Origin of the sequence: Amycolatopsis sp. NPDC049252 (assembly GCF_043197175.1) — a bacterium.
GTDB lineage: Bacteria > Actinomycetota > Actinomycetes > Mycobacteriales > Pseudonocardiaceae > Amycolatopsis.
Window position 1 is genome coordinate 25,403 of sequence record NZ_JBICSQ010000042.1, and the last position, 17,826, is coordinate 43,228.

General features: G+C 71.8%; 14 protein-coding genes. 5 read left to right on the forward strand and 9 right to left on the reverse strand.

Translation table 11 applies throughout. The annotated features are described in order from the left end of the window. Positions 1-140: 140 nt before the first annotated feature. Positions 141-1,298, reverse strand: coding sequence for a branched-chain amino acid ABC transporter substrate-binding protein (locus tag ACGFMK_RS31970; RefSeq protein ID WP_392771086.1), 1,158 nt, complete (start codon positions 1,296-1,298; stop codon positions 141-143). Positions 1,299-1,858: 560 nt separating this feature from the next. Between ACGFMK_RS31970 and ACGFMK_RS31975 the strand changes: the two genes are divergently transcribed. Then, positions 1,859-2,635, forward strand: a complete 777-nt coding sequence (locus tag ACGFMK_RS31975; RefSeq protein WP_392771089.1) for an alpha/beta hydrolase — start codon at positions 1,859-1,861, stop codon at positions 2,633-2,635. On the opposite strand, the gene ACGFMK_RS31980 is transcribed toward ACGFMK_RS31975, so the two are convergent. Together ACGFMK_RS31980 and ACGFMK_RS31985 are read right to left on the reverse strand one after the other, a co-directional pair. Beyond that, on the reverse strand, positions 2,601-3,572 hold the full coding sequence (locus tag ACGFMK_RS31980) for a LysR family transcriptional regulator (RefSeq protein ID WP_392771091.1): 972 nt from the start codon (positions 3,570-3,572) through the stop codon (positions 2,601-2,603). The genes ACGFMK_RS31975 and ACGFMK_RS31980 overlap by 35 nt on opposite strands. 4 nt (positions 3,573-3,576) lie before the next feature. Further along, a complete protein-coding gene (locus ACGFMK_RS31985) occupies positions 3,577-4,017 on the reverse strand; it encodes a PaaI family thioesterase (RefSeq protein WP_392771094.1) in 441 nt (146 codons plus the stop codon). Positions 4,018-4,079: 62 nt separating this feature from the next. On the opposite strand from ACGFMK_RS31985, the gene polA reads away from it, so the two are divergent. The 3 genes from polA to ACGFMK_RS32000 all read left to right on the forward strand — a co-directional run bounded on the left by polA (position 4,080) and on the right by ACGFMK_RS32000 (position 9,282). Further along, positions 4,080-6,821 (forward strand): DNA polymerase I, encoded by a 2,742-nt coding sequence (gene polA / locus ACGFMK_RS31990; RefSeq protein WP_392771097.1) that lies wholly within the window; start codon positions 4,080-4,082, stop codon positions 6,819-6,821. A 202-nt stretch (positions 6,822-7,023) separates the two neighbouring features. Next, complete coding sequence (locus ACGFMK_RS31995) at positions 7,024-7,557, forward strand: EF-hand domain-containing protein (protein WP_392771102.1); 534 nt, start codon at positions 7,024-7,026, stop codon at positions 7,555-7,557. A gap of 114 nt (positions 7,558-7,671) precedes the next feature. Continuing rightward, on the forward strand, positions 7,672-9,282 hold the full coding sequence (locus ACGFMK_RS32000; protein ID WP_392771105.1) for a serine protease: 1,611 nt from the start codon (positions 7,672-7,674) through the stop codon (positions 9,280-9,282). A 648-nt stretch (positions 9,283-9,930) separates the two neighbouring features. Here the strand turns inward: ACGFMK_RS32000 and ACGFMK_RS32005 are convergent. The 6 genes from ACGFMK_RS32005 to ACGFMK_RS32030 form a co-directional block, all read right to left on the reverse strand. Then, the gene (locus ACGFMK_RS32005) at positions 9,931-10,503 is read right to left on the reverse strand and encodes a TetR/AcrR family transcriptional regulator (RefSeq protein WP_392771108.1); all 573 of its coding nucleotides are present in this window, start codon (positions 10,501-10,503) and stop codon (positions 9,931-9,933) included. After that, positions 10,500-12,395, reverse strand: coding sequence for a YhgE/Pip family protein (locus ACGFMK_RS32010; RefSeq protein ID WP_392771111.1), 1,896 nt, complete (start codon positions 12,393-12,395; stop codon positions 10,500-10,502). The genes ACGFMK_RS32005 and ACGFMK_RS32010 overlap by 4 nt, the downstream gene beginning before the upstream one ends. After that, positions 12,392-13,096 carry an ABC transporter ATP-binding protein gene (locus ACGFMK_RS32015; RefSeq protein WP_392771113.1) on the reverse strand — a complete coding sequence of 235 codons (705 nt, stop codon included), beginning with the start codon at positions 13,094-13,096 and terminating at the stop codon, positions 12,392-12,394. Before ACGFMK_RS32015 ends, ACGFMK_RS32010 begins: the two co-directional genes overlap by 4 nt. Before the next feature lie 107 nt (positions 13,097-13,203). Continuing rightward, positions 13,204-14,124: a GNAT family N-acetyltransferase gene (locus ACGFMK_RS32020; RefSeq protein WP_392771204.1), complete on the reverse strand. Its 921-nt coding sequence runs from the start codon at positions 14,122-14,124 to the stop codon at positions 13,204-13,206. A gap of 20 nt (positions 14,125-14,144) precedes the next feature. Continuing rightward, entirely contained in the window at positions 14,145-15,056 is a 912-nt protein-coding gene (locus ACGFMK_RS32025) for a GNAT family N-acetyltransferase (RefSeq protein ID WP_392771116.1), read from the reverse strand. After that, the gene (locus tag ACGFMK_RS32030; protein ID WP_392771118.1) at positions 15,053-15,904 is read right to left on the reverse strand and encodes a class I SAM-dependent methyltransferase; all 852 of its coding nucleotides are present in this window, start codon (positions 15,902-15,904) and stop codon (positions 15,053-15,055) included. Before ACGFMK_RS32030 ends, ACGFMK_RS32025 begins: the two co-directional genes overlap by 4 nt. Positions 15,905-16,226: 322 nt before the next feature. Here ACGFMK_RS32030 and rpsA point away from each other — a divergent pair, with 322 nt between their 5' ends. Further along, complete coding sequence (gene rpsA / locus ACGFMK_RS32035) at positions 16,227-17,726, forward strand: 30S ribosomal protein S1 (protein ID WP_392771121.1); 1,500 nt, start codon at positions 16,227-16,229, stop codon at positions 17,724-17,726. The last annotated feature ends 100 nt before the right edge of the window (positions 17,727-17,826 follow it).

The window sequence follows — 17,826 nt, forward strand, 5'->3', positions numbered from 1 at the left end:
TATTTGGTCTCTTTTTATTTTTAACTTTTGTTTTGGGCCTTCCCGGGGGGGGGGGGGGGGGGCCCCACTGGGGGGGGGGGGGGGGGGGGGGGGCCCGCCCCCCCCCCCCCCCGCTCCCGTTAGGTGTTTCTCTAGCTCCGTCAGCCGGTGATCTTGGCTTCGGTCGAGGCGCCGAGGTTCTTGATGACCCCGCCGACGACCTGGTAGACGTAGATCGCGTTCGTCTGCGGCTCGCCGTTGTCCTTGAACTTGATCTGCTTCGACGCGCCCTTGAAGTCCTCGGTCTTCAGGAAGTCGTTGATCTTCTCGCCGGTGGTGTTGCCCGCCTTGACCGCGTTGATGATGGCGGTCGCGGCGTCGTAGCCCTCGGTCGCGTAGATCGCCGGGTCGACGTTGAACTTCGCCTTGTACTTGGTGGCGAACTCGTTGCCCGGGGCACCCGCGTCGGGGATGTTGCACGGGCAGCCGACGACGGCGCCTTCGGCGGCCGCGGCACCCGCACCGGAGACCAGCTGCGGGTCGAGCGAACCGTCACCGGTGGCGAAGGTGGCCTTCACGCCACCGTCACGGAGCTGCTTGAGCAGACGGCCGGCCTGGGCGTAGTAACCGCCGTAGGTGATGACGTCCGGGTTGGCGGCCTTGACCTTCTGCACGGTCGACGAGTAGTCCGACGCGTCCTTGGCGAACTTGTCGCGCTCGGTCGTGATGCCCTTGTCCTTGAAGGTCTTCTCGAACGCGTCGGCCAGGCCGACGCTGTACTCCTGGTCGTCCGAGAGGACGTAGGCGTTCTTCGGCGACTTCGCCGTGATGAGGAAGTTCGCGATGCCGGGGCCCTGGTCGTTGTCGTTCGCGACGACGCGGTGCCAGTACTTCCAGCCGTTCGAGGCCAGGCCCGGGTTGGTCGCCGACGGCGACACGCTCGGGACCTTGCCCTGCTCGAGGACACCGCCGACGGCCTTCGACTCACCCGAGAAGGCGGGGCCGATGAGCGCGGTGATCTTGTCCGTGCCGATCGCGGTCTGCACGAGCGAGGTGGCCTGCTCCGGCTTGCCCTGGCTGTCGTAGTTCTTCAGCTCGAGCTTGACCGAAGGATTCGTGGCGTTGTACTCGTCGATGGCGAGCTTGGCGCCGTTGTTGGGCGGGATCACGATCCCGGAGTTCTCACCGGTCAGGTCGCCCATGAACCCGATCTTCAGCGTGCTGCCGTCACCGCTGCCCGACGAGCTGCTGCCGCCGGCACAGCCCGCCAGCGCAAGCGACGTCGCCGCCGCGAGGGCGAGAACCCGTCCAAAACGCACTCCTGACACCGACTACCTCCCATGACCAACCACCGCCGGTAGGCGTTGCCCCCGACACAGGGGCTAGGTTAGGGCAGGAAGATATCCCTCTCGCCCGTCTTGTGCACAGGCGGCCTCACTACTCTGTGTCCACATCGTGACGATCGCAACCGAGACGAATTGCACGAAAAGGCGAACGACGTTTCGTTACAGCTCGTCCCTGGTCACGCAGCGATGCTAAGCATCCGGGCGCGTTATGCGAATGGGTGACGTCTGTGTTTCCACAGTATGTCATCGCCCATTTCGACGGCCGGTGCGTGGCCGGTTTCCCCGGTGACCCGCTGTTCACCCTGGCGCGGTCGCTTCGGGCCGGGCACCGCCGTAGGGATGCACCTTACGTCCGGTTCGGACGGCCGGGCGGACCAGCCCCCGTCTCGTAGTGGTCAGGTCTGCCCGAAAGGACGTCCGGCCGGGAGCGGCTGTCACAACCATCGGTTGTCGTGGACGCCCGGACGGCTGTTGGACCCGCCCCGCCGTCCCGCGGTTCGCTGGGGGCAGACCGAGGGACAAGGGAGAACCAGATGCGTGAAGTGGTCGAGGGTGTCGCCGCCGGGGTGCCGTTCGTGGCCTTGCCGCCGGCGGACCCGGACGCGCCGGCGGCGCTGCTGGCGGGCTGGCACCTGATGGAGGTGCCCGCGAGCGAGCAGGCCTTCGCCGAAGCGGTGCCGATGACCGGGCTGAGGGCGTGGCGGGTGTACCTCGGCCTGCCGCTGACCGGGGCCAGGCTGCCGGAAGGCGGTCCGGCGGAGCTGTTCCGGCGGGCGAGCGAGGACGCCGTGCTCAACGTCTTTGAGCCGGTCACCGAGCAGGCCGTGGCGGAGTTCCCCGCGGCGCTGGCCGAACTGCGGGACCGGCTGCCGGGCGCGGACGGCCCGCTCGGCGTCTTCGGCGGCTCGGCGGGCTCGCTGGTGGCGCTCGAGGTGCTCGCTCGCGGAGACGTCGCCGTCGAGGCCGCGGCGGTGGTCAGCCCGGTCGCCCGGCTGGCGCCGGTGATCGGCCGCAACGAGCGGCTCTTCGGCGTCACCTACCCGTGGTCGCCGCGGTCCCGGGCGGTCGCCGACCACTACGACTTCGTGCGCCGGGCCGGTGAGCTGACCACGCCGGTGCTGATCGTGGCGGGCGAAAGGGACGACGCCGCGGTGCGGGAGCCCGCGAGGGCGTTGCGTGAGCGGCTCGGCGACCGCGCGGACCTGGTGGAGATCGAAGCGATGGCGCACGAGTTCGCGCCGGGGACACCGGAAGCGAAGCACGTCGACGCGGCGTTCACGGAGTGGTTCGGCCGGCGGTTGCGAAGCTGAGGTCGTCCGCCGGCAGCCAGGAGTGCTCCGGGTCGTAGGCGCACCAGCCCTCTTCACGGCTGGTGCGCCCGGCGAGCGTCAGCAACCGCCGCAGCGCCGGGTGCGCCTTCCCCCGCCGCCACACCAGCGACCACGGGAACAGCGGCGACGGCTCGAACGGCAGCACCTTCAGGTTCAGGTCGGGCGCGAGCTCCATGTCCGCGCCGGCGAGGGTCACGCGCCGCTTGCCGTACCGGGTCTGCTCTAGCGTGTGCCGCAGGTCGTAGCTGACGCCGGAGTCGTCGATCGGCACGCCGAACCGCCCGCACAGCTCGGCCACGTACGACAGCCATTCGCCGGGCCCGCTGTGTCCCGGCAGCCAGATCCCGTCGGCGCGCAGCTCGTCGAGGCGCAGGACGTCCAGCACGGCCAGGGGGTGTTCGGGGGCGAGCAGCGCGACCAGCGGCTCCAGCCGGATCGGCCGCTGCTCCAGCTCGTCGGGCAGCGGCCGGCCGCACCCGGTGACCCGGCCGATCGCGACGTCCAGCTCCCCGGACAGCAGCGGCTCGACGGCGTTGGCGAACCCGCGGCCGGCGACTCGCTCGATCCGCAGGTCGGGGTCCCGTTCGGCGAGCCGGCGCAGCAGGAACATCGGGGAGAGCCGGAAGTCGACGACGTCCAGGCGCAGTGGCCGGTCGTCGGCGCCCATCGCGGCCGCCGCCGCGTCGGCCACCCGCAGCAGCTCCCGGGCGTGCGGCAGGAACCGCTCGCCGTCGGCGGTCAGCTCCACCGTGCGGTTGGTGCGCAGGAACAGCGGGACCGCGAGCGCGCTCTCGAGCCGCCGGATCCGCTTCGACAGCGCCTGCTGGGTGAGGAACAGCGCCTGCGCGGCGCGGCCGAAGTGCCGCTGCTCGGCGGTGACGACGAACGCCCGCACCTGGGCGATGTCGAGGTCCACCGGCTCAGGCGCCCGGCGGGCGGTCCCGGACGACGCACGTGAGCCGCGCGGTGCAGGTGCGGCGGCCCTCGTCGTCGGTCAGCACGATCTCCGCGGTGATGGTGCCGCGCCCGACGTGCAGCGGGGTCGCCACCCCGGTGACCTTGCCGGAGCGGACGGCCCGGTGGTGGGTGCAGGACAGCTCGAGCCCCATCGCCGCGCGGCCGGGGCCGGCGTTCAGCGCGGCGACCGTGGAGCCCAGCGCCTCGGCGAGCACGGCGTTGGCGCCGCCGTGCAGCAGGCCGTAGGGCTGGAGGTTGCCCTCGACCGGGATCGTGCCGACCACGCGTTCGGGCGTCACTTCGACCAGCTGCATCCCGATCTTGTCGTTCAGCTGCTGGTCGGCGGCCGCCGGGTCGATACCCGCCAGCCGGTCCACGTCGATGTGGGCGGCACCATCGGTCACGCAACGCTCCTCTGCTGATGCGACACGTAAGAGTGTCGGACCCCCAGCCTAGACTCGGACACGTGAGCCCGAGTGAGAAGACGAGCGTTGCCAACGCCACAGGAACCACCGCAGTCGCGGAGCGGCCGAAGCTGCTCCTGATCGACGGCCATTCGATGGCCTACCGCGCGTTCTTCGCGCTGCCCGCCGAGAACTTCAGGACCAAGACCGGGCAGGTCACCAACGCGGTCTTCGGGTTCACCTCGATGCTCATCAACCTCCTGCGCGACGAAGCGCCGACCCACCTCGCGGTGGCGTTCGACCTCTCGCGCAAGACGTTCCGGTCGGAGACCTTCGCCGACTACAAGGCGAACCGCAGCGCGACGCCGGACGAGTTCCGCGGCCAGGTGGACCTGGTCCGCGAAGTCCTGGACGTGCTCGGCATCCCGTCGCTGACGAAGGAGAACTTCGAGGCCGACGACATCATCGCCACGCTCACCACGCAGGCCACGGCCGAGGACTTCGACGTCCTGATCTGTACCGGCGACCGTGACGCCCTGCAGCTGGTCACCGACCACGTCACCGTGCTCTACCCCAAGCGCGGCGTCTCGGAGATGACCCGGTTCACCCCGGAGGCCGTCGAGGAGAAGTACGGCCTCACCCCGCAGCAGTACCCGGACTTCGCGGCGCTGCGCGGCGACCCCTCGGACAACCTGCCGAACATCCCCGGCGTCGGCGAGAAGACCGCGGCCAAGTGGATCAAGCAGTTCGGCTCGCTCGACGACCTGATCGACCGCGTCGACGAGGTCAAGGGCAAGGCGGGGGAGGCGTTGCGCGCGAACCTCAGCTCCGTGCAGCTGAACCGCCAGCTGACCGAGCTGATCCGGGACGTCGAGCTGGAGGTCGGCCCGTCCGGGCTGGAGCTGCGCCCGTGGGACCGCGAGGCCGTGCACGCGCTGTTCGACGAGCTGGAGTTCCGCGTGCTGCGGGACAGGCTGTTCGCGACCCTGCAGAGCGCCGAGCCGGAGGCCGACGAGGGCTTCGAGGTCTCGGGTGACGCGCTCGCCCCCGGCGCGCTCGGCGCCTGGCTCGCCGCGCACGCCGGCGAAGGCGAGCCGGTGGCGCTGTCCTTCCGCACCACGGGCGCGTCCGTCCGCTCCGACCTGCGCGCGGTCGCCTTCGCGACGGCCGACGGTGAAGGCGCGTACGTCGACGTCACGGCGATGGACCAGGCCGACGACGCGGCGCTGGCCGCCTGGCTCGCCGACCCGAAGATCCGCAAGACCGGCCACGAGCTCAAGGTCCCGCTGCACGCGATCCGCGCCCGCGGCTGGGTCGTGGCGGGGCTCGGCATGGACACCGCGCTGGCCGCGTACCTGGTGCGGCCCGGGCAGCGCACCTTCGACCTGGACGACCTCGCGCTGCGCTACCTGCACCGCGAGCTGCGCTCGGAGACCGACGGCGGCGACGGGCAGCTGTCGCTGCTCGACGGCGGCGCGGAAGGCCTGGAGCAGAAGGAGATCCAGGAGGAGCTCGTCAAGGCACGGGCCGTCTTCGAGCTGGCCGGCGCGCTCGAGAAGGAGCTCGAAGAGATCGGTGGCGCCCGGCTGCTCGCCGAGCTGGAGCTGCCGCTGCTCGAGGTGATCACCGAGCTGGAGATCGCCGGGGTCGCCGTCGACCTGGAGCAGCTGACCACGCTCGAGGCGCACTACCTCTCGCGTGTCACGCAGGCCGCCGAAGCGGCGTACGAGGTCATCGGCAAGCAGATCAACCTCGGCTCGCCGAAGCAGCTGCAGGTCGTGCTGTTCGACGAGCTCGGCATGCCGAAGACCAAGCGCACCAAGACCGGTTACACGACCGACGCCGAGGCGCTGCAGGGGCTGTTCGAGAAGACCGAGCACCCGTTCCTGCAGCACATGCTGGAGCATCGGGACGCGACGAAGCTGCGCACCACGGTCGAGGGGCTGATCAAGTCCGTCGCCGACGACGGCCGGATCCACACCACGCTGCTGCAGACGATCGCGGCCACCGGGCGGCTGTCGTCGACCGAGCCGAACCTGCAGAACATCCCGGTCCGCACCGAAGAGGGCCGCCGCATCCGCGACGCCTTCATCGTGGGCCACGGGTACTCCGAGCTGATGACCGCGGACTACAGCCAGATCGAGATGCGGATCATGGCGCACCTCTCCCGCGACGAAGGCCTCATCGAGGCCTTCAACAGCGGCGAGGACCTGCACACGTTCGTGGCGTCGCGGGCCTTCTCGCTGCCGCCGGAGGAAATCACGCCGGAGCTGCGCTACCGCGTCAAGGCGATGTCATACGGCCTCGCGTACGGGCTGTCGGCGTACGGGCTCTCGCAGCAGCTGCGGATCTCGACCGACGACGCCAAGTCCCAGATGGAGGCGTACTTCGACCGCTTCGGCGGGGTGCGCGACTACCTCCACTCGGTCGTCGGCGTCGCCGCGAAGAACGGCTACACGGAGACGATCTTCGGCCGCCGCCGTTACCTGCCGGACCTCAACAGCGACAACCGCCAGCGCCGCGAGATGGCCGAGCGGATGGCGCTGAACGCCCCGATCCAGGGCAGCGCGGCCGACATCATCAAGGTCGCGATGCTCAACGTCCACCGCGCCCTGGTCGAGGCCAAGCTGCGGAGCCGGATCCTGCTGCAGGTGCACGACGAGCTCGTGCTGGAAGTCGCCGAGGGCGAGCGCGAACAGCTGGAGAAGCTGGTGCGCCAGGGCATGGGCTCGGCCTACGAACTCGCGGTACCGCTGGAGGTTTCGGTCGGCTACGGCCGGTCCTGGAACGACGCGGCCCACTGAGTCCCGCCGCTTGACGAACCCCGCGCCGCTTCCGGTGCGGGGTTCGTGCACGTCCGGGGGACATCGCCTACGCTGCGTCGCCGCCGGAATCACCGGGTCGTGCGGCGGGATTACTCGGCCGGACGGCGCCCCGCGCGGGGTCTCCGGACGAAGCTGAGTGGCCCGAACGGCCCGCCGGGCCCCGGCCGAAAGGACCACCGCCATGGCCACCGACTTCCAGCGGCGCAAGATCTCCGGCGTCTTCGGCGCGATGGACGCCGACGCCGACGGCTTCCTCACCGAGACCGATTTCCGGGCCCTCACCACGAGATGGCTCGACCTGCGCGGCACCGACGACAGCACCGCCGAAGGCCAGAAGCTCGCCGCCATCATGATGGGCTGGTGGGGCACCCTGCTCGAGGCGTCCGACCGGGACCGCGACGGCAAGGTCACCCTCGACGAGGTCCTCGACGTCGTCGACGAACTGCCCAGGATGGCCGGGGCGGTCACCGGCACCGCCGACGCGATGTTCGAGGCCGTCGACGAAAACGGCGACGGCGTCATCTCCGCGGCCGAGTACCACCAGCTGATCGAGGCCTGGAACGGCACCGAAACCCCGACCGACGAGGTCTTCGCCCACCTCGACCTCGACGGTGACAGCCGGCTCTCCCGTGAGGAGTTCACCGGCCACTGGCTCGAGTTCTGGGCGGGCGACGACCCTGCCGCTCCGGGAAGCTGGGTTTTCGGTCGCGTGTGATCCGCTGACCGGGACTCCATTGCGACGAACGGCGGAGGCCGTTCGGGCCAGGTGTTACCGCTGGGTAGCGGGTCCCGCGCCACCGCACGGCGATCACGGCGTAGGGTCCGCCGAATGGGGTTCGAGCGTGAGCGACGACGCTGGCGGGTCCGGCTGCATGACGAACTCGGCCGGCTGTGCGGCGCGGGCACGGTACTCGACGAGTACCACGTCCTGACGAGCGCGCACGTCGTCGAGACCGCCGGTGGCCCGCGATCCGCGTTGAGCGTCGACTTCGTCGGCCTGGCCGAGGCGTTGCCCGGCACGGCGACCGTCGTCGAAGGGTGCTGGGTGCCCTCCGACGGCGGTGGCCGTGGCGATCTCGCCGTGCTGCGCCTCGAACGTCCCGAGTCCCGCGTGTTCCGCGCGCCGCTGCACCGGATGCCGCTCGGTGACCACCAGCTGGTCCGCGCCTTCGGGTTCCCGCCCGGTTCGGTCGGCCGCTGGACCCACGCGCGGCTCGGCGGTCCCGAGCAGCCCGGCGGCCCCGGCGGCGAGTGGGTGCGCCTGCTGCGCACCGCCGAGGCCGAGTCGCTCGGCCCGGGTTTCGGCGGCACGGCCGTGCTCGACGAGGCCACCGGGCACGTCGTCGGCATGGTCGTCGGCAAGGACACCGGGACCTGGATGATCCCCGTCGAGACCATGCTCGGGCACCTGCCCCAGCTGAGCATCTGGACGTCCGGCGGTCCCGCCGTCGACGCCAGTTTCTCCCGTCCCGTCGGCGAAGCCGTCGACGTCTCCTTCGTGCAGCGCGTCGTCGACTGGTTCGCCAAGGCCGAACCCGGCACCGTCTGGGTCGTCGACACCGGCGAGGCCGGCTCGCCGGTCGCGGCGGCGCTGCGCTTCGGGATCGTCCTCGCCGACCGCGAACGCTCGCTCGGCGTCCCCGGGCTGCCGCCGGCCCTCGGCCAGATGCCCCCGGCCGGCAGCGTCGACCTCGCGGTGGACGCGACCGGCCGCACCGCCGACGCCGTCCGCCACCGCATCGCCGAACGGCTCACCACCGGCGTCGCCGGCCGCACGCTCGTCGTCGACGCGATCGACGACTCCGCCGAACCCGACCGGCTCGTCGGCGAGGTGCTCGGGCCGCTGGCCGGCCGCGCGTCCGAGCTCGGCATCCGGCTGCTGCTGGGCTTCCGCGAGGAGTCGTCGCCCGGGGTGGCGGCCGTGCGGGCGAGCACGGACCGGGCGCGCCCGGCGCCGGACGACCTCGCGGGCCGGCTCGACCTGCTGACGCAGTCGGTGGAGGAGCTCGCCGAGATCGAGGCCTACCAGCTGCGGGTGGCGACGCGCTTCACCGGCGTCGCGATGCTGCCCGCGCGGGCCCACCGGCTGCGCGGCGCCCTCAAGCAGCTCCGCTCGGCGGAGGTCGACGGCGACGCGGAGTGGGTGGAGAAGCACATCGACGGCCACGAGCACGCGGTCGCCCCGGCGGTCGAGGACGGCCGCCGCCAGCGCGCGGTGCTCGACGGCCTGGTCGCCCGCCGCGAAGAGCTGCGCGCCCGCCTGGCGGGCGACAACGAGCTGGCCCGCGAACACGGCATCGCGGACGACCCCGACCTGGAGCAGGTGTACGTCCCGGCGAAGCGCCTGCTGATCGACGGCCCCTGCGAGCTCACGGCGGCGGCCACCTCGGTGGACACCTACGCGGCCGCGGTCCGCGCCCGCATCGAAGACCGCGCCTGACTTTTCCCGCGGTGCAAGCAAGTCCGTGAATGTCGCATTGAGGGACTTAGAGTCCCTCAATGCGACATTCACGGACTTCGAGGCCCGGAACTGTCGGTGCCGGACGGTAAAGTGGAAGACGGGGGCGGCGCCCTGCGGGCTGCCGCGAAGCCGCCGCCGGGCGAGACCTGCCGGCGGGCGAAACCCGCCGCCGGGTGAAGCCGCCGCCAGGTGAAGCCGTCGCCGGGTGAACCCGCCGCCGGGCGATGCGCGCCGCCGGGCGAAACCCGCTGCCGGGCGAAACCCGCTGCCGGGCGAGACTTGCTGCCGGGCGAGACTTGCCGCCGGGCGAGACTTGCCGCCGGGCGAGACCTGCCGCGGGGCGAGACCTGCCGCGGGGCGAGACCTGCCGCGGGGCGAGACCTGCCGCCGGGCGAAACCTGCCGCCGGGCGATGCGCGCCGCCGGGCGAAACCCGCCGCCAGGTGAACCCGCCGCCAGGTGAAGCCGCCGCCGGGCGAAACCGCCGCCGGGTGAACCCGCCCCTGGCGAAGCCGCCGCCGGTGAAGCGCGGCTGGCGGCCGCTGCGGGATGCCGGCGAAACCGCCGACGTCACACCAGCCGGCGTCGAAGAGGCGCCCGCGGTGAAGCGCCTACGGTGAAGCGGCGGCTAGCGGCGGCCGAGGCCGCGGATCAGCACCATCACCGCTTCCCGGACCTCCGCCCGGGTTCGCTCCGGGCCGAACACCTGCCAGTCCAGCGCGACCACCAGCATCGTGCCGAACAACCCGGCCGCCGCCGTCGGGATCTGGACTCCGTCCGGCAGCCGGCCGGCCTCCTCCAAGCGGGACAGCTGGCCCTTCACGATCGAGATGATCTCCTCGCGCAGCAACGAAAGCGTGCCGTGCCACTGGCCGGGCGTGCGCCACAGCTCGCTCACCAGGATCTGCGAAAACCCCGGATACTGAGCGATGAACTCCAAGGTCACGTCGATCTGCGCCTCGATCACCTCGAGGGGATCCGCGTCGGATACCGCGGAGCGCAGCCGAAGAGCGAGCATGTCCACGCCGTAGCGCAGCAAGCCGTCGACCAAGCCGTCCTTCGACCCGAAGTTGTAGTAGACGGTGCCCTTCGCGACGCCGGCCTCGGCGGCGATGTCGTCGACCGTGAGGCCCACCAGGCCGCGGCTCTTCGAGAGCCGGAGCGTGGCCTCGAAGAGCTTCTGCTTGGTCCCGCCGCTCACAGGCTCAGCTCGGGCTTGAGCGCCGACACCGTCCAGACCCGGCGTTTGCGCGCGGCCAGCGTGGACACCAGGATCCCGCCGGCCAGGTAGGCCAGCAGCACGCCGATGTCGCCGAGGATCTGCACGGTGGCGCCACTGTAGAACAGGTGCCGGAAGCCGTCGATCGCGTACCCCATCGGCAGCACGACGTGCAGCGGGTACAGCGCGTCCGGGATGGTCTGCCACGGGAACGTGCCGCCCGCGCTGACCAGCTGCAGCACCAGCAGCACCAGGCCGAGGAACTTGCCGATCGCGCCGAAGAAACTGTTGAGCGCGTGCACCACCGACGTGAACGTCAGCGACACCAGCACCGCGAAGCCGATCGCGCCCAGCGGGTGTGCGATGTGGATGCCGACCAGCCACGTCACCGCGCCGAACAGGACGATCACCTGCGCGATCCCGAGCAGCGCCGAGGACAGCCAGCCGCCGACGGCGACCCGGAACGGCGCCGCGCCCGCGGTCAGCGCGCGCGTCGAGAGCGGGCGCAGGATCAGGAACAGCACGAACGCGCCGATCCAGGTGGCCAGCGAGATGAAGAACGGCGCCAGGCCCGCGCCGTACGTCCCGGCGGAGGACTCGCCGTTGGCGTTGACCGCCACCGGGTCCGCGATGGTGTTGGCCGTCGCCGCGCGGGTCGGGTCGTCCGGGTTCGGGATCTCCTTGAGCCCGGCGGAAAGCCCGTCACGCAGCTTCACCGCGCCGTCGGCGAGCTGGTTCGTGCCGGTGACCGCGGTCTTCTCGCCGTCGTTGAGCTTGGCGGCGCCGTCCTTGAGCTGGTTCGCGCCGTCGGACGCCTGCGCGATGCCGTTCGCCAGCTGCGGGGACGCGGCGGCGAGCTTGGCCGCGCCGTCGGACACCTGCTTGGCGCCGTCGGCCAGCTTCGCGAGGTCGCCGTTGGCCTGCTGGATCTTGCTGTTCGCCTGGTCGACGGGGGAGCGCAGCTGGTCCGCGCGCGCCACGATCGCCGTGATCTGGTCCTCCGGCACGCCGGCGTTGCGCAGATCGGTCTGCAGCTGCGTGCGGTAGCCGTCGAGCTTGCCCTGGATGTCGGACGACGCGGTCGCGGCCACCGACGCGGCGTCGGCGACCTTCTGGTCCCCGGCGGCCACCTGCGACGCGCCGTCGGCCAGTTTTTGCGTCTGGGACGGGAGATCCGCGGTGCTGCTCTTGAGCGTGCCGAGGCCGGTGGCGAGCGTCGACGAGCCGTCGGCGAGCTGGGCCGCGCCACTGGCGAGCTGCTGCTGGCCGGACTTCAGCTGCGAAGCGCCGTCCGCGAGCTGCGACGCGCCGGTCGACGCCTCCTGGATCTTCCCGTAGATGGTGGAGAACCCGACCAGGAACCGGTCCGCGGCCTCGCTGCCGACCTTCTCCGCGATCGTCTTGCGCACCTGCTCGGCGACCTGCTTCGCGATGGTCCCGGACAGGTAGTTGTTGGCGTCGTTGGTGGTCAGCGTGATCGTCGCCTGCTGCGGCTGGAAGTTGCCGACCGACAGCAGTGCGGCGGAGAAGCCGCTCGGGATGCCGATCGCGAAGGAGTACTTGTCGTCGCGCACGCCGTCACGGGCGTCCTTTTCGGACACCTCGTGCCACTGGAACGTGCCGGACTTCACCAGCTCGTCGGTCACCTCGCGGCCGACGTTGCGCTGCTGGCCGCTGGAGTCCAGCGCGCCGGCGTCGCTGGTGAAGACGGCGGCGGGCAGCTTGTTGAGGCGGCCGTAGGGGTCGTAGTTCGCGTAGAGGTAGAAGGACGCGTAGAGCAGCGGCACCAGCACGAGCGCGACCAGCGCCAGCTTGGGCATCGTGCCGGTGGACAGCCGCCGCAGTTCGTTGCGGGCGATCCGGAAGACGTTCATTCGGAAACTCCGTCAGAGGAGTCCACCGGGCTCGCGGGGAGCTCTTCGGTGGGGTGGGGAAGGTCGGGAAGGCAGTGCTGCGGCGCCGGCTGTTCGGCCGCGCCGATGCGCGCGGGCGTGAACGGCAGGGCGGACACCGGCGTCGTCGCGGCCAGCACGACCACGGCCAGGCCGCGTTCGGCCTGCTCGCGGGCCAGCCCCGCCCAGCTGTCGACGTCGCTCGTGTGCCGGTCGGGGGTGTCGAGCACGAGGACGCGCACACCCTTGCGGATCGCGGCCAGCTCGGTGAGCAGCCGGGTGCGCAGGGCGGGGGCGAGGTTCTCGAACCGGGTGCCGGCGAACGGCGCCGCGTCGTGCTCGGTGAGCCAGCGGGTGACGTCCTCCTTGCCCGCCGGGCGGTGGGCCAGGGCCAGCTCCTCGCCGACGACCACGCGCACGCTCACCGCCTCGTCCGGGTCGCTGACGCCAGGCGCGTCGACGACCGCGACCAGCGCGGGCAGGCCGGCGTCGGAGCCGTCCACCGTGACCGTGCCGGTGCTGGGCTTGAGCCGCCCGGCGAGCGCCAGGCCGAACGCGGTGACGCCGACGCCGGGTTCGCCGTGCACGATCGCCAGGTCGCCCTCGCCGACGGTCAGCGAGGTGGGCGGTAACAAGGTGCCGTGGTGCCCTTCGAGGGACACCCGATCGGCTCGGACCTGCACGGGTACTCCAGCGTCTGCGACTTTTGAACTGACCGGTCAGTTCAAAAGCTAGTCCTCGCCGGGGTGCGGAGCAAGATCACCGGACGCACGTCACACCAGTGGGTGACTCACCGCAGGGCGCCCGCCGGGCGCACCTCCCACGTCGTCCACAGTGGACGATAGCCCTGCCGGTGCCAGAACACCGAGGCCAGCGGGTTGGTCGGGTTGTAGTAGAGGTACGTGCCGGTCGCGCCGCCGGTGCGCAGCTCCTGGTGCACGCGGGCCATCAGGGCCCGGCCGAACCCGCCGCCCCGCTCGCCGGGTGCGGTCACGACGTTGTTCACGTAGCCCCAGCGCCCCGGCGGCAGCAGCTCGGCCGCCGCGCTGCCCGCGGTCGCGTCGATCCACGCGCAGTGCGCCATCGCCTGGACCGCGCCGCCGTCCTCGGCCAGCCAGACCGGCGGCTCCGCGGCGCCGAGGGCCTCCCGCAGCGCGGGCGCCAGCAGGTCGGCGGTGTTCGCGCGGCGGGGCGCGGCGACGAGGCCGGTGTAGTCGAACGTGGCCGTCGCCAGCTCCAGCGCGACGGCGAAGTCGTCCGGCCCGGCGCGGCGGACGTCCACCGCGGGATCGGGCGGCGGCGGGGGCGCGGTCCGCACGCCCAGGGCGCCCAGGGGGACCAGGCCGTGGTCGAGGAAGGCGCGGATCGCCTCGGCGTCCCGGCTGGGCCAGACGACGGCGCACGCCGAGTCGTCGCCGGTCGCCTCGCCGTCGAGCAGGCCGCGCAGCGCGCGCAGGAGCAGGTCGAGGCCCTCGGTGCCGGTGTCGCCGAAGTACGGGAAGAGCTGCCAGGTGTCGGCGGCCGACCACAGCGTCGAGACGTCGCCGGGGCCCAGCCGGTGCCGCTGCAGCACCCCGGTGACCTGGGTGCCGTCCGCCGTCGCCGCGTCCAGCCGCAGGCCCTCGGCGGGTGGCGCGGCGGGCGGCAGCAGCGCGTCGACGGCCGCGAAGCGTGCCTTGCAGGCAGCGAGCAGCGGCTCGGCGATGTCCATGGTTCCCCTCTGGTCGTCGGTCAGGACCAGGCCGGTCGCCGGATCCACATCGTCCACAGTGGACGATAACCCTGCCGGTGCCAGAACACCGGGGAGAGCGGGTTCGCCGGGTGGTAGAACAGGAACGTACCGCGCACGTCGTACGACAGCAGGGTGCGATGGGCCGTCGCCATCAGGGCCCGGCCGACCCCGCCGCCGCGCGCCGCCGGGGACACCGACAGCGTGTCGACGTACCCCCAGCGCCCGGCGGGCAGCTTGCCGTGGATGCTGTCGCCCGGCGCCGGCGAGGCCAGCGCGCAGGCGGCCATCCCGGCCGGCACCCCCTCGTCCTCGGCGAGCCAGACCAGGCCGCTGAAGCGCAGGTGGCGCCGGACCTCCGCGAGCAGCAGCGGCCGCGCCCCCGGCCGCGGCACCGCGGTGCCGACCTGGGAGGTGTAGCGCCACTCGGCCAGCCGCAGCTCGGTGAGCGCCTCGGTGTCGCCGGCCCCGGCCTGCCGGACCGGCACCCGCGCCGGGCCCGGACCCGGCGGCGGGTCCGGCGGCCGGACGGCCAGGCAGGTCAGCGGCGCGAAGCCGTGCGCCAGCAGGACCGCGGACGCCTCGTCGTCCCGGCTCGGCCACGTGAGCATGCAGCCCGAGTCCGGACCGGCGCCCGAGCCGCGCATCCGCTCCCGCCACGCGCCCAGCAGGGCCGCCAGCCCCGCGGCGCCGGTGTCGCCCGGCACCGCGGTCAGGTCCCAGAGCTCCAGCGGGCCCCACAGCGCGGGCCACGACCCGGGCGCGTGCGCGACGTGGGTCAGCAGGCCGCCCGCCCGGCGGCCGCCCACGGTCGCCAGCAGCGGCTCGCTCGCCGCGTGCGGGGGCGCGATCGGCGGGAGCAGCGGGTCGAGCGCGGCGAACCGCGCGTTCTGCTCCTCTTCGAGGCGGGTCACGAGCGGTGCGTGCGGAAGATCGCGGTGCCCGGGAAGAGCCGGCCGCGCAGCGGGCTCCACTGGCCCCAGGTCCGCGTGTGGCCCTCCGGCCACTCGGGTTCGACGAGGTCGGTGAGGGTGAACCCGGCCGCGGCCAGCGCGCGGACGTAGTCGCCGAGGGTGTGGTGGTACTCGACGTAGGTGGCGGTGCCGTCGTCGTCGACCTCGACGTAGGGCGTGCGGTCGAAGTACGGCTGGGTGACGGTGAGCCCCTGCGGGCCCGGGTCGTCCGGGAAGATCCACCGCATCGGGTGCGTCACCGAGAACACCCACGGCGCGCCGGGCCGCAGCACCCGGTGGACCTCGGCGAACACGGCGTCGACGGACGCCACGAACGGGATCGCGCCGAACGCCGAGCAGGCCGCGTCGAAGCTGCCCGTCGCCAGCGGGAGGTACTCGGCGTTCGCCTGCACGAGCGGCACGGCGAGGCCGGTGCGGCCGTTGCCCTCCTGCGCGTGGCGCAGCATGCCGGCGGACAGGTCGGTCGCGACGGCGTCGGCGCCCTCGGCGCGCAGCCAGCGCGCGCACGCGGCCTGCCCGCAGCCGACCTCCAGCACGCGCTTGCCGCGGACGTCGCCGAGCAGCCGCGCGTCCGCCTCGCGCACGCCCTCCGGGCACCAGACGAAGTCGGCGTCGCCGAGGAACCCGCCGTGTTCGGCCTGGTAGTCGTCGGCGTCGGCGTCCCACCAGGCGAGGTTCGCGGCCGCGGCCTCCGGCCCGCCGACCTTGCGGTAGGCGACGGCGGTGGTGCCCAGCGCGTGCTCGGCGGCGTCGTGGCGCCCCGGCGCGGCGGGGTCGTTCGGTGGCATGATGGTGTCTCCGGTCCCGGCCGCCGGTGCCCGCTCCACCCGCGTCCTCCTGCGTGCGTTTGCCTTCGCGAGGACCTTAGCGATCGCCGGGGGACCCTGATTGTGCCGCCTAGCGACTGCCGCGTAGGATAAGTGTTAGCGCAGTGGGTTCGCGCTGCCTTCCGCTCAGCTTCTGGTTGGGAATCGGGTCGCGCACCGTTTGCGGGTCATGCCGCGTCGTTCACTGGTGGACGTTTGCTCGCAGGGTCGTCGCATGCCGTAGCACCCCATCGCGCCGACAACTGCCAACCCTCGATTCCCATCCACCGGAGCAACCCGCCTAATGACCATCGACACCGCCACCGCCCCGACCGCCCCGAACGCGGCCCCGCAGGTCGCCATCAACGACATCGGGTCGGAGGAAGACTTCCTCGCGGCTATCGACAAGACGATCAAGTACTTCAACGATGGCGACATCGTCGAAGGCACCATCGTCAAGGTCGACCGCGACGAGGTCCTGCTCGACATCGGCTACAAGACCGAGGGTGTCATCCCCTCGCGTGAGCTCTCCATCAAGCACGATGTCGACCCGGCTGAGGTTGTCACCGTCGGCGATGAGGTCGAAGCCCTCGTTCTCCAGAAGGAGGACAAGGAAGGCCGTCTGATCCTGTCCAAGAAGCGCGCGCAGTACGAGCGCGCCTGGGGCACGATCGAGGAGCTCAAGGAGAAGGACGAGCCCGTCAAGGGCACCGTCATCGAGGTCGTCAAGGGCGGCCTCATCCTGGACATCGGCCTGCGCGGCTTCCTGCCCGCGTCGCTGGTCGAGATGCGCCGCGTCCGCGACCTGCAGCCCTACGTGGGCCGCGAGCTCGAGGCGAAGATCATCGAGCTGGACAAGAACCGCAACAACGTGGTCCTGTCCCGCCGTGCCTACCTCGAGCAGACCCAGTCCGAGGTGCGCAGCGAGTTCCTCAACGCGCTGGCCAAGGGCCAGGTCCGCAAGGGCGTCGTGTCGTCCATCGTCAACTTCGGTGCCTTCGTGGACCTGGGTGGCGTCGACGGCCTGGTGCACGTCTCGGAGCTGTCCTGGAAGCACATCGACCACCCGTCCGAGGTCGTCGAGGTCGGCCAGGAGGTCACGGTCGAGGTCCTGGACGTCGACATGGACCGCGAGCGCGTCTCGCTGTCGCTGAAGGCGACCCAGGAAGACCCGTGGCGCCAGTTCGCCCGCACCCACGCGATCGGCCAGATCGTGCCGGGCAAGGTCACCAAGCTGGTTCCGTTCGGTGCGTTCGTGCGCGTCGAAGAGGGCATCGAGGGCCTGGTCCACATCTCCGAGCTGGCCGAGCGCCACGTGGAGATCCCGGAGCAGGTCGTCCAGGTCAACGGCGACGTCATGGTCAAGGTCATCGACATCGACCTCGAGCGCCGTCGCATCTCGCTGTCGCTGAAGCAGGCGAACGAGGGTGTCACGCCGGACACCGAGTTCGACCCGACCCAGTACGGCATGGCCGCCGAGTACGACCCCGAGGGCAACTACATCTACCCCGAGGGCTTCGACCCGGACACCCAGGAGTGGCAGGAAGGCTTCGACAAGCAGCGTGAGGAGTGGGAGCGCCAGTACGCCGAGGCGCACACTCGTTACGAGGCCCACATGAAGCAGGTCCAGAAGGCCGTCGAGGCCGACGCGGAAGCCGCGGCGGACGCGGCGACCGGCATCGAGGGTGGCGCGGAAAGCTACACCTCGGGCTCGGCCCCGGCCGACACGAAGAGCACTGGTGGCACCCTCGCCTCCGACGAGCAGCTCGCGGCGCTCCGCGAGAAGCTCTCCGGTGGTGCGTGAGCACTAGCTCTCTGAGCTGAACCACAGCGAACCCCGGTCCGGGAACGGACCGGGGTTCGCTGCGTTCCGGCCTCGGTGCTTCAAGCGCGGTGCGATCAGG

Excerpts from the sequence above, each read along its gene's own strand:
- ACGFMK_RS32000 (WP_392771105.1), top strand. The coding sequence starts at position 7,672 with ATGGGGTTCGAGCGTGAGCGACGACGCTGGCGGGTCCGGCTGCATGAC.
- ACGFMK_RS31995 (WP_392771102.1), top strand. The coding sequence starts at position 7,024 with ATGGCCACCGACTTCCAGCGGCGCAAGATCTCCGGCGTCTTCGGCGCG.
- ACGFMK_RS32030 (WP_392771118.1), bottom strand. The coding sequence starts at position 15,904 with ATGCCACCGAACGACCCCGCCGCGCCGGGGCGCCACGACGCCGCCGAG.
- ACGFMK_RS32010 (WP_392771111.1), bottom strand. The coding sequence starts at position 12,395 with ATGAACGTCTTCCGGATCGCCCGCAACGAACTGCGGCGGCTGTCCACC.
- rpsA (WP_392771121.1), top strand. The coding sequence starts at position 16,227 with ATGACCATCGACACCGCCACCGCCCCGACCGCCCCGAACGCGGCCCCG.
- ACGFMK_RS32020 (WP_392771204.1), bottom strand. The coding sequence starts at position 14,124 with ATGGACATCGCCGAGCCGCTGCTCGCTGCCTGCAAGGCACGCTTCGCG.
- ACGFMK_RS31975 (WP_392771089.1), top strand. The coding sequence starts at position 1,859 with ATGCGTGAAGTGGTCGAGGGTGTCGCCGCCGGGGTGCCGTTCGTGGCC.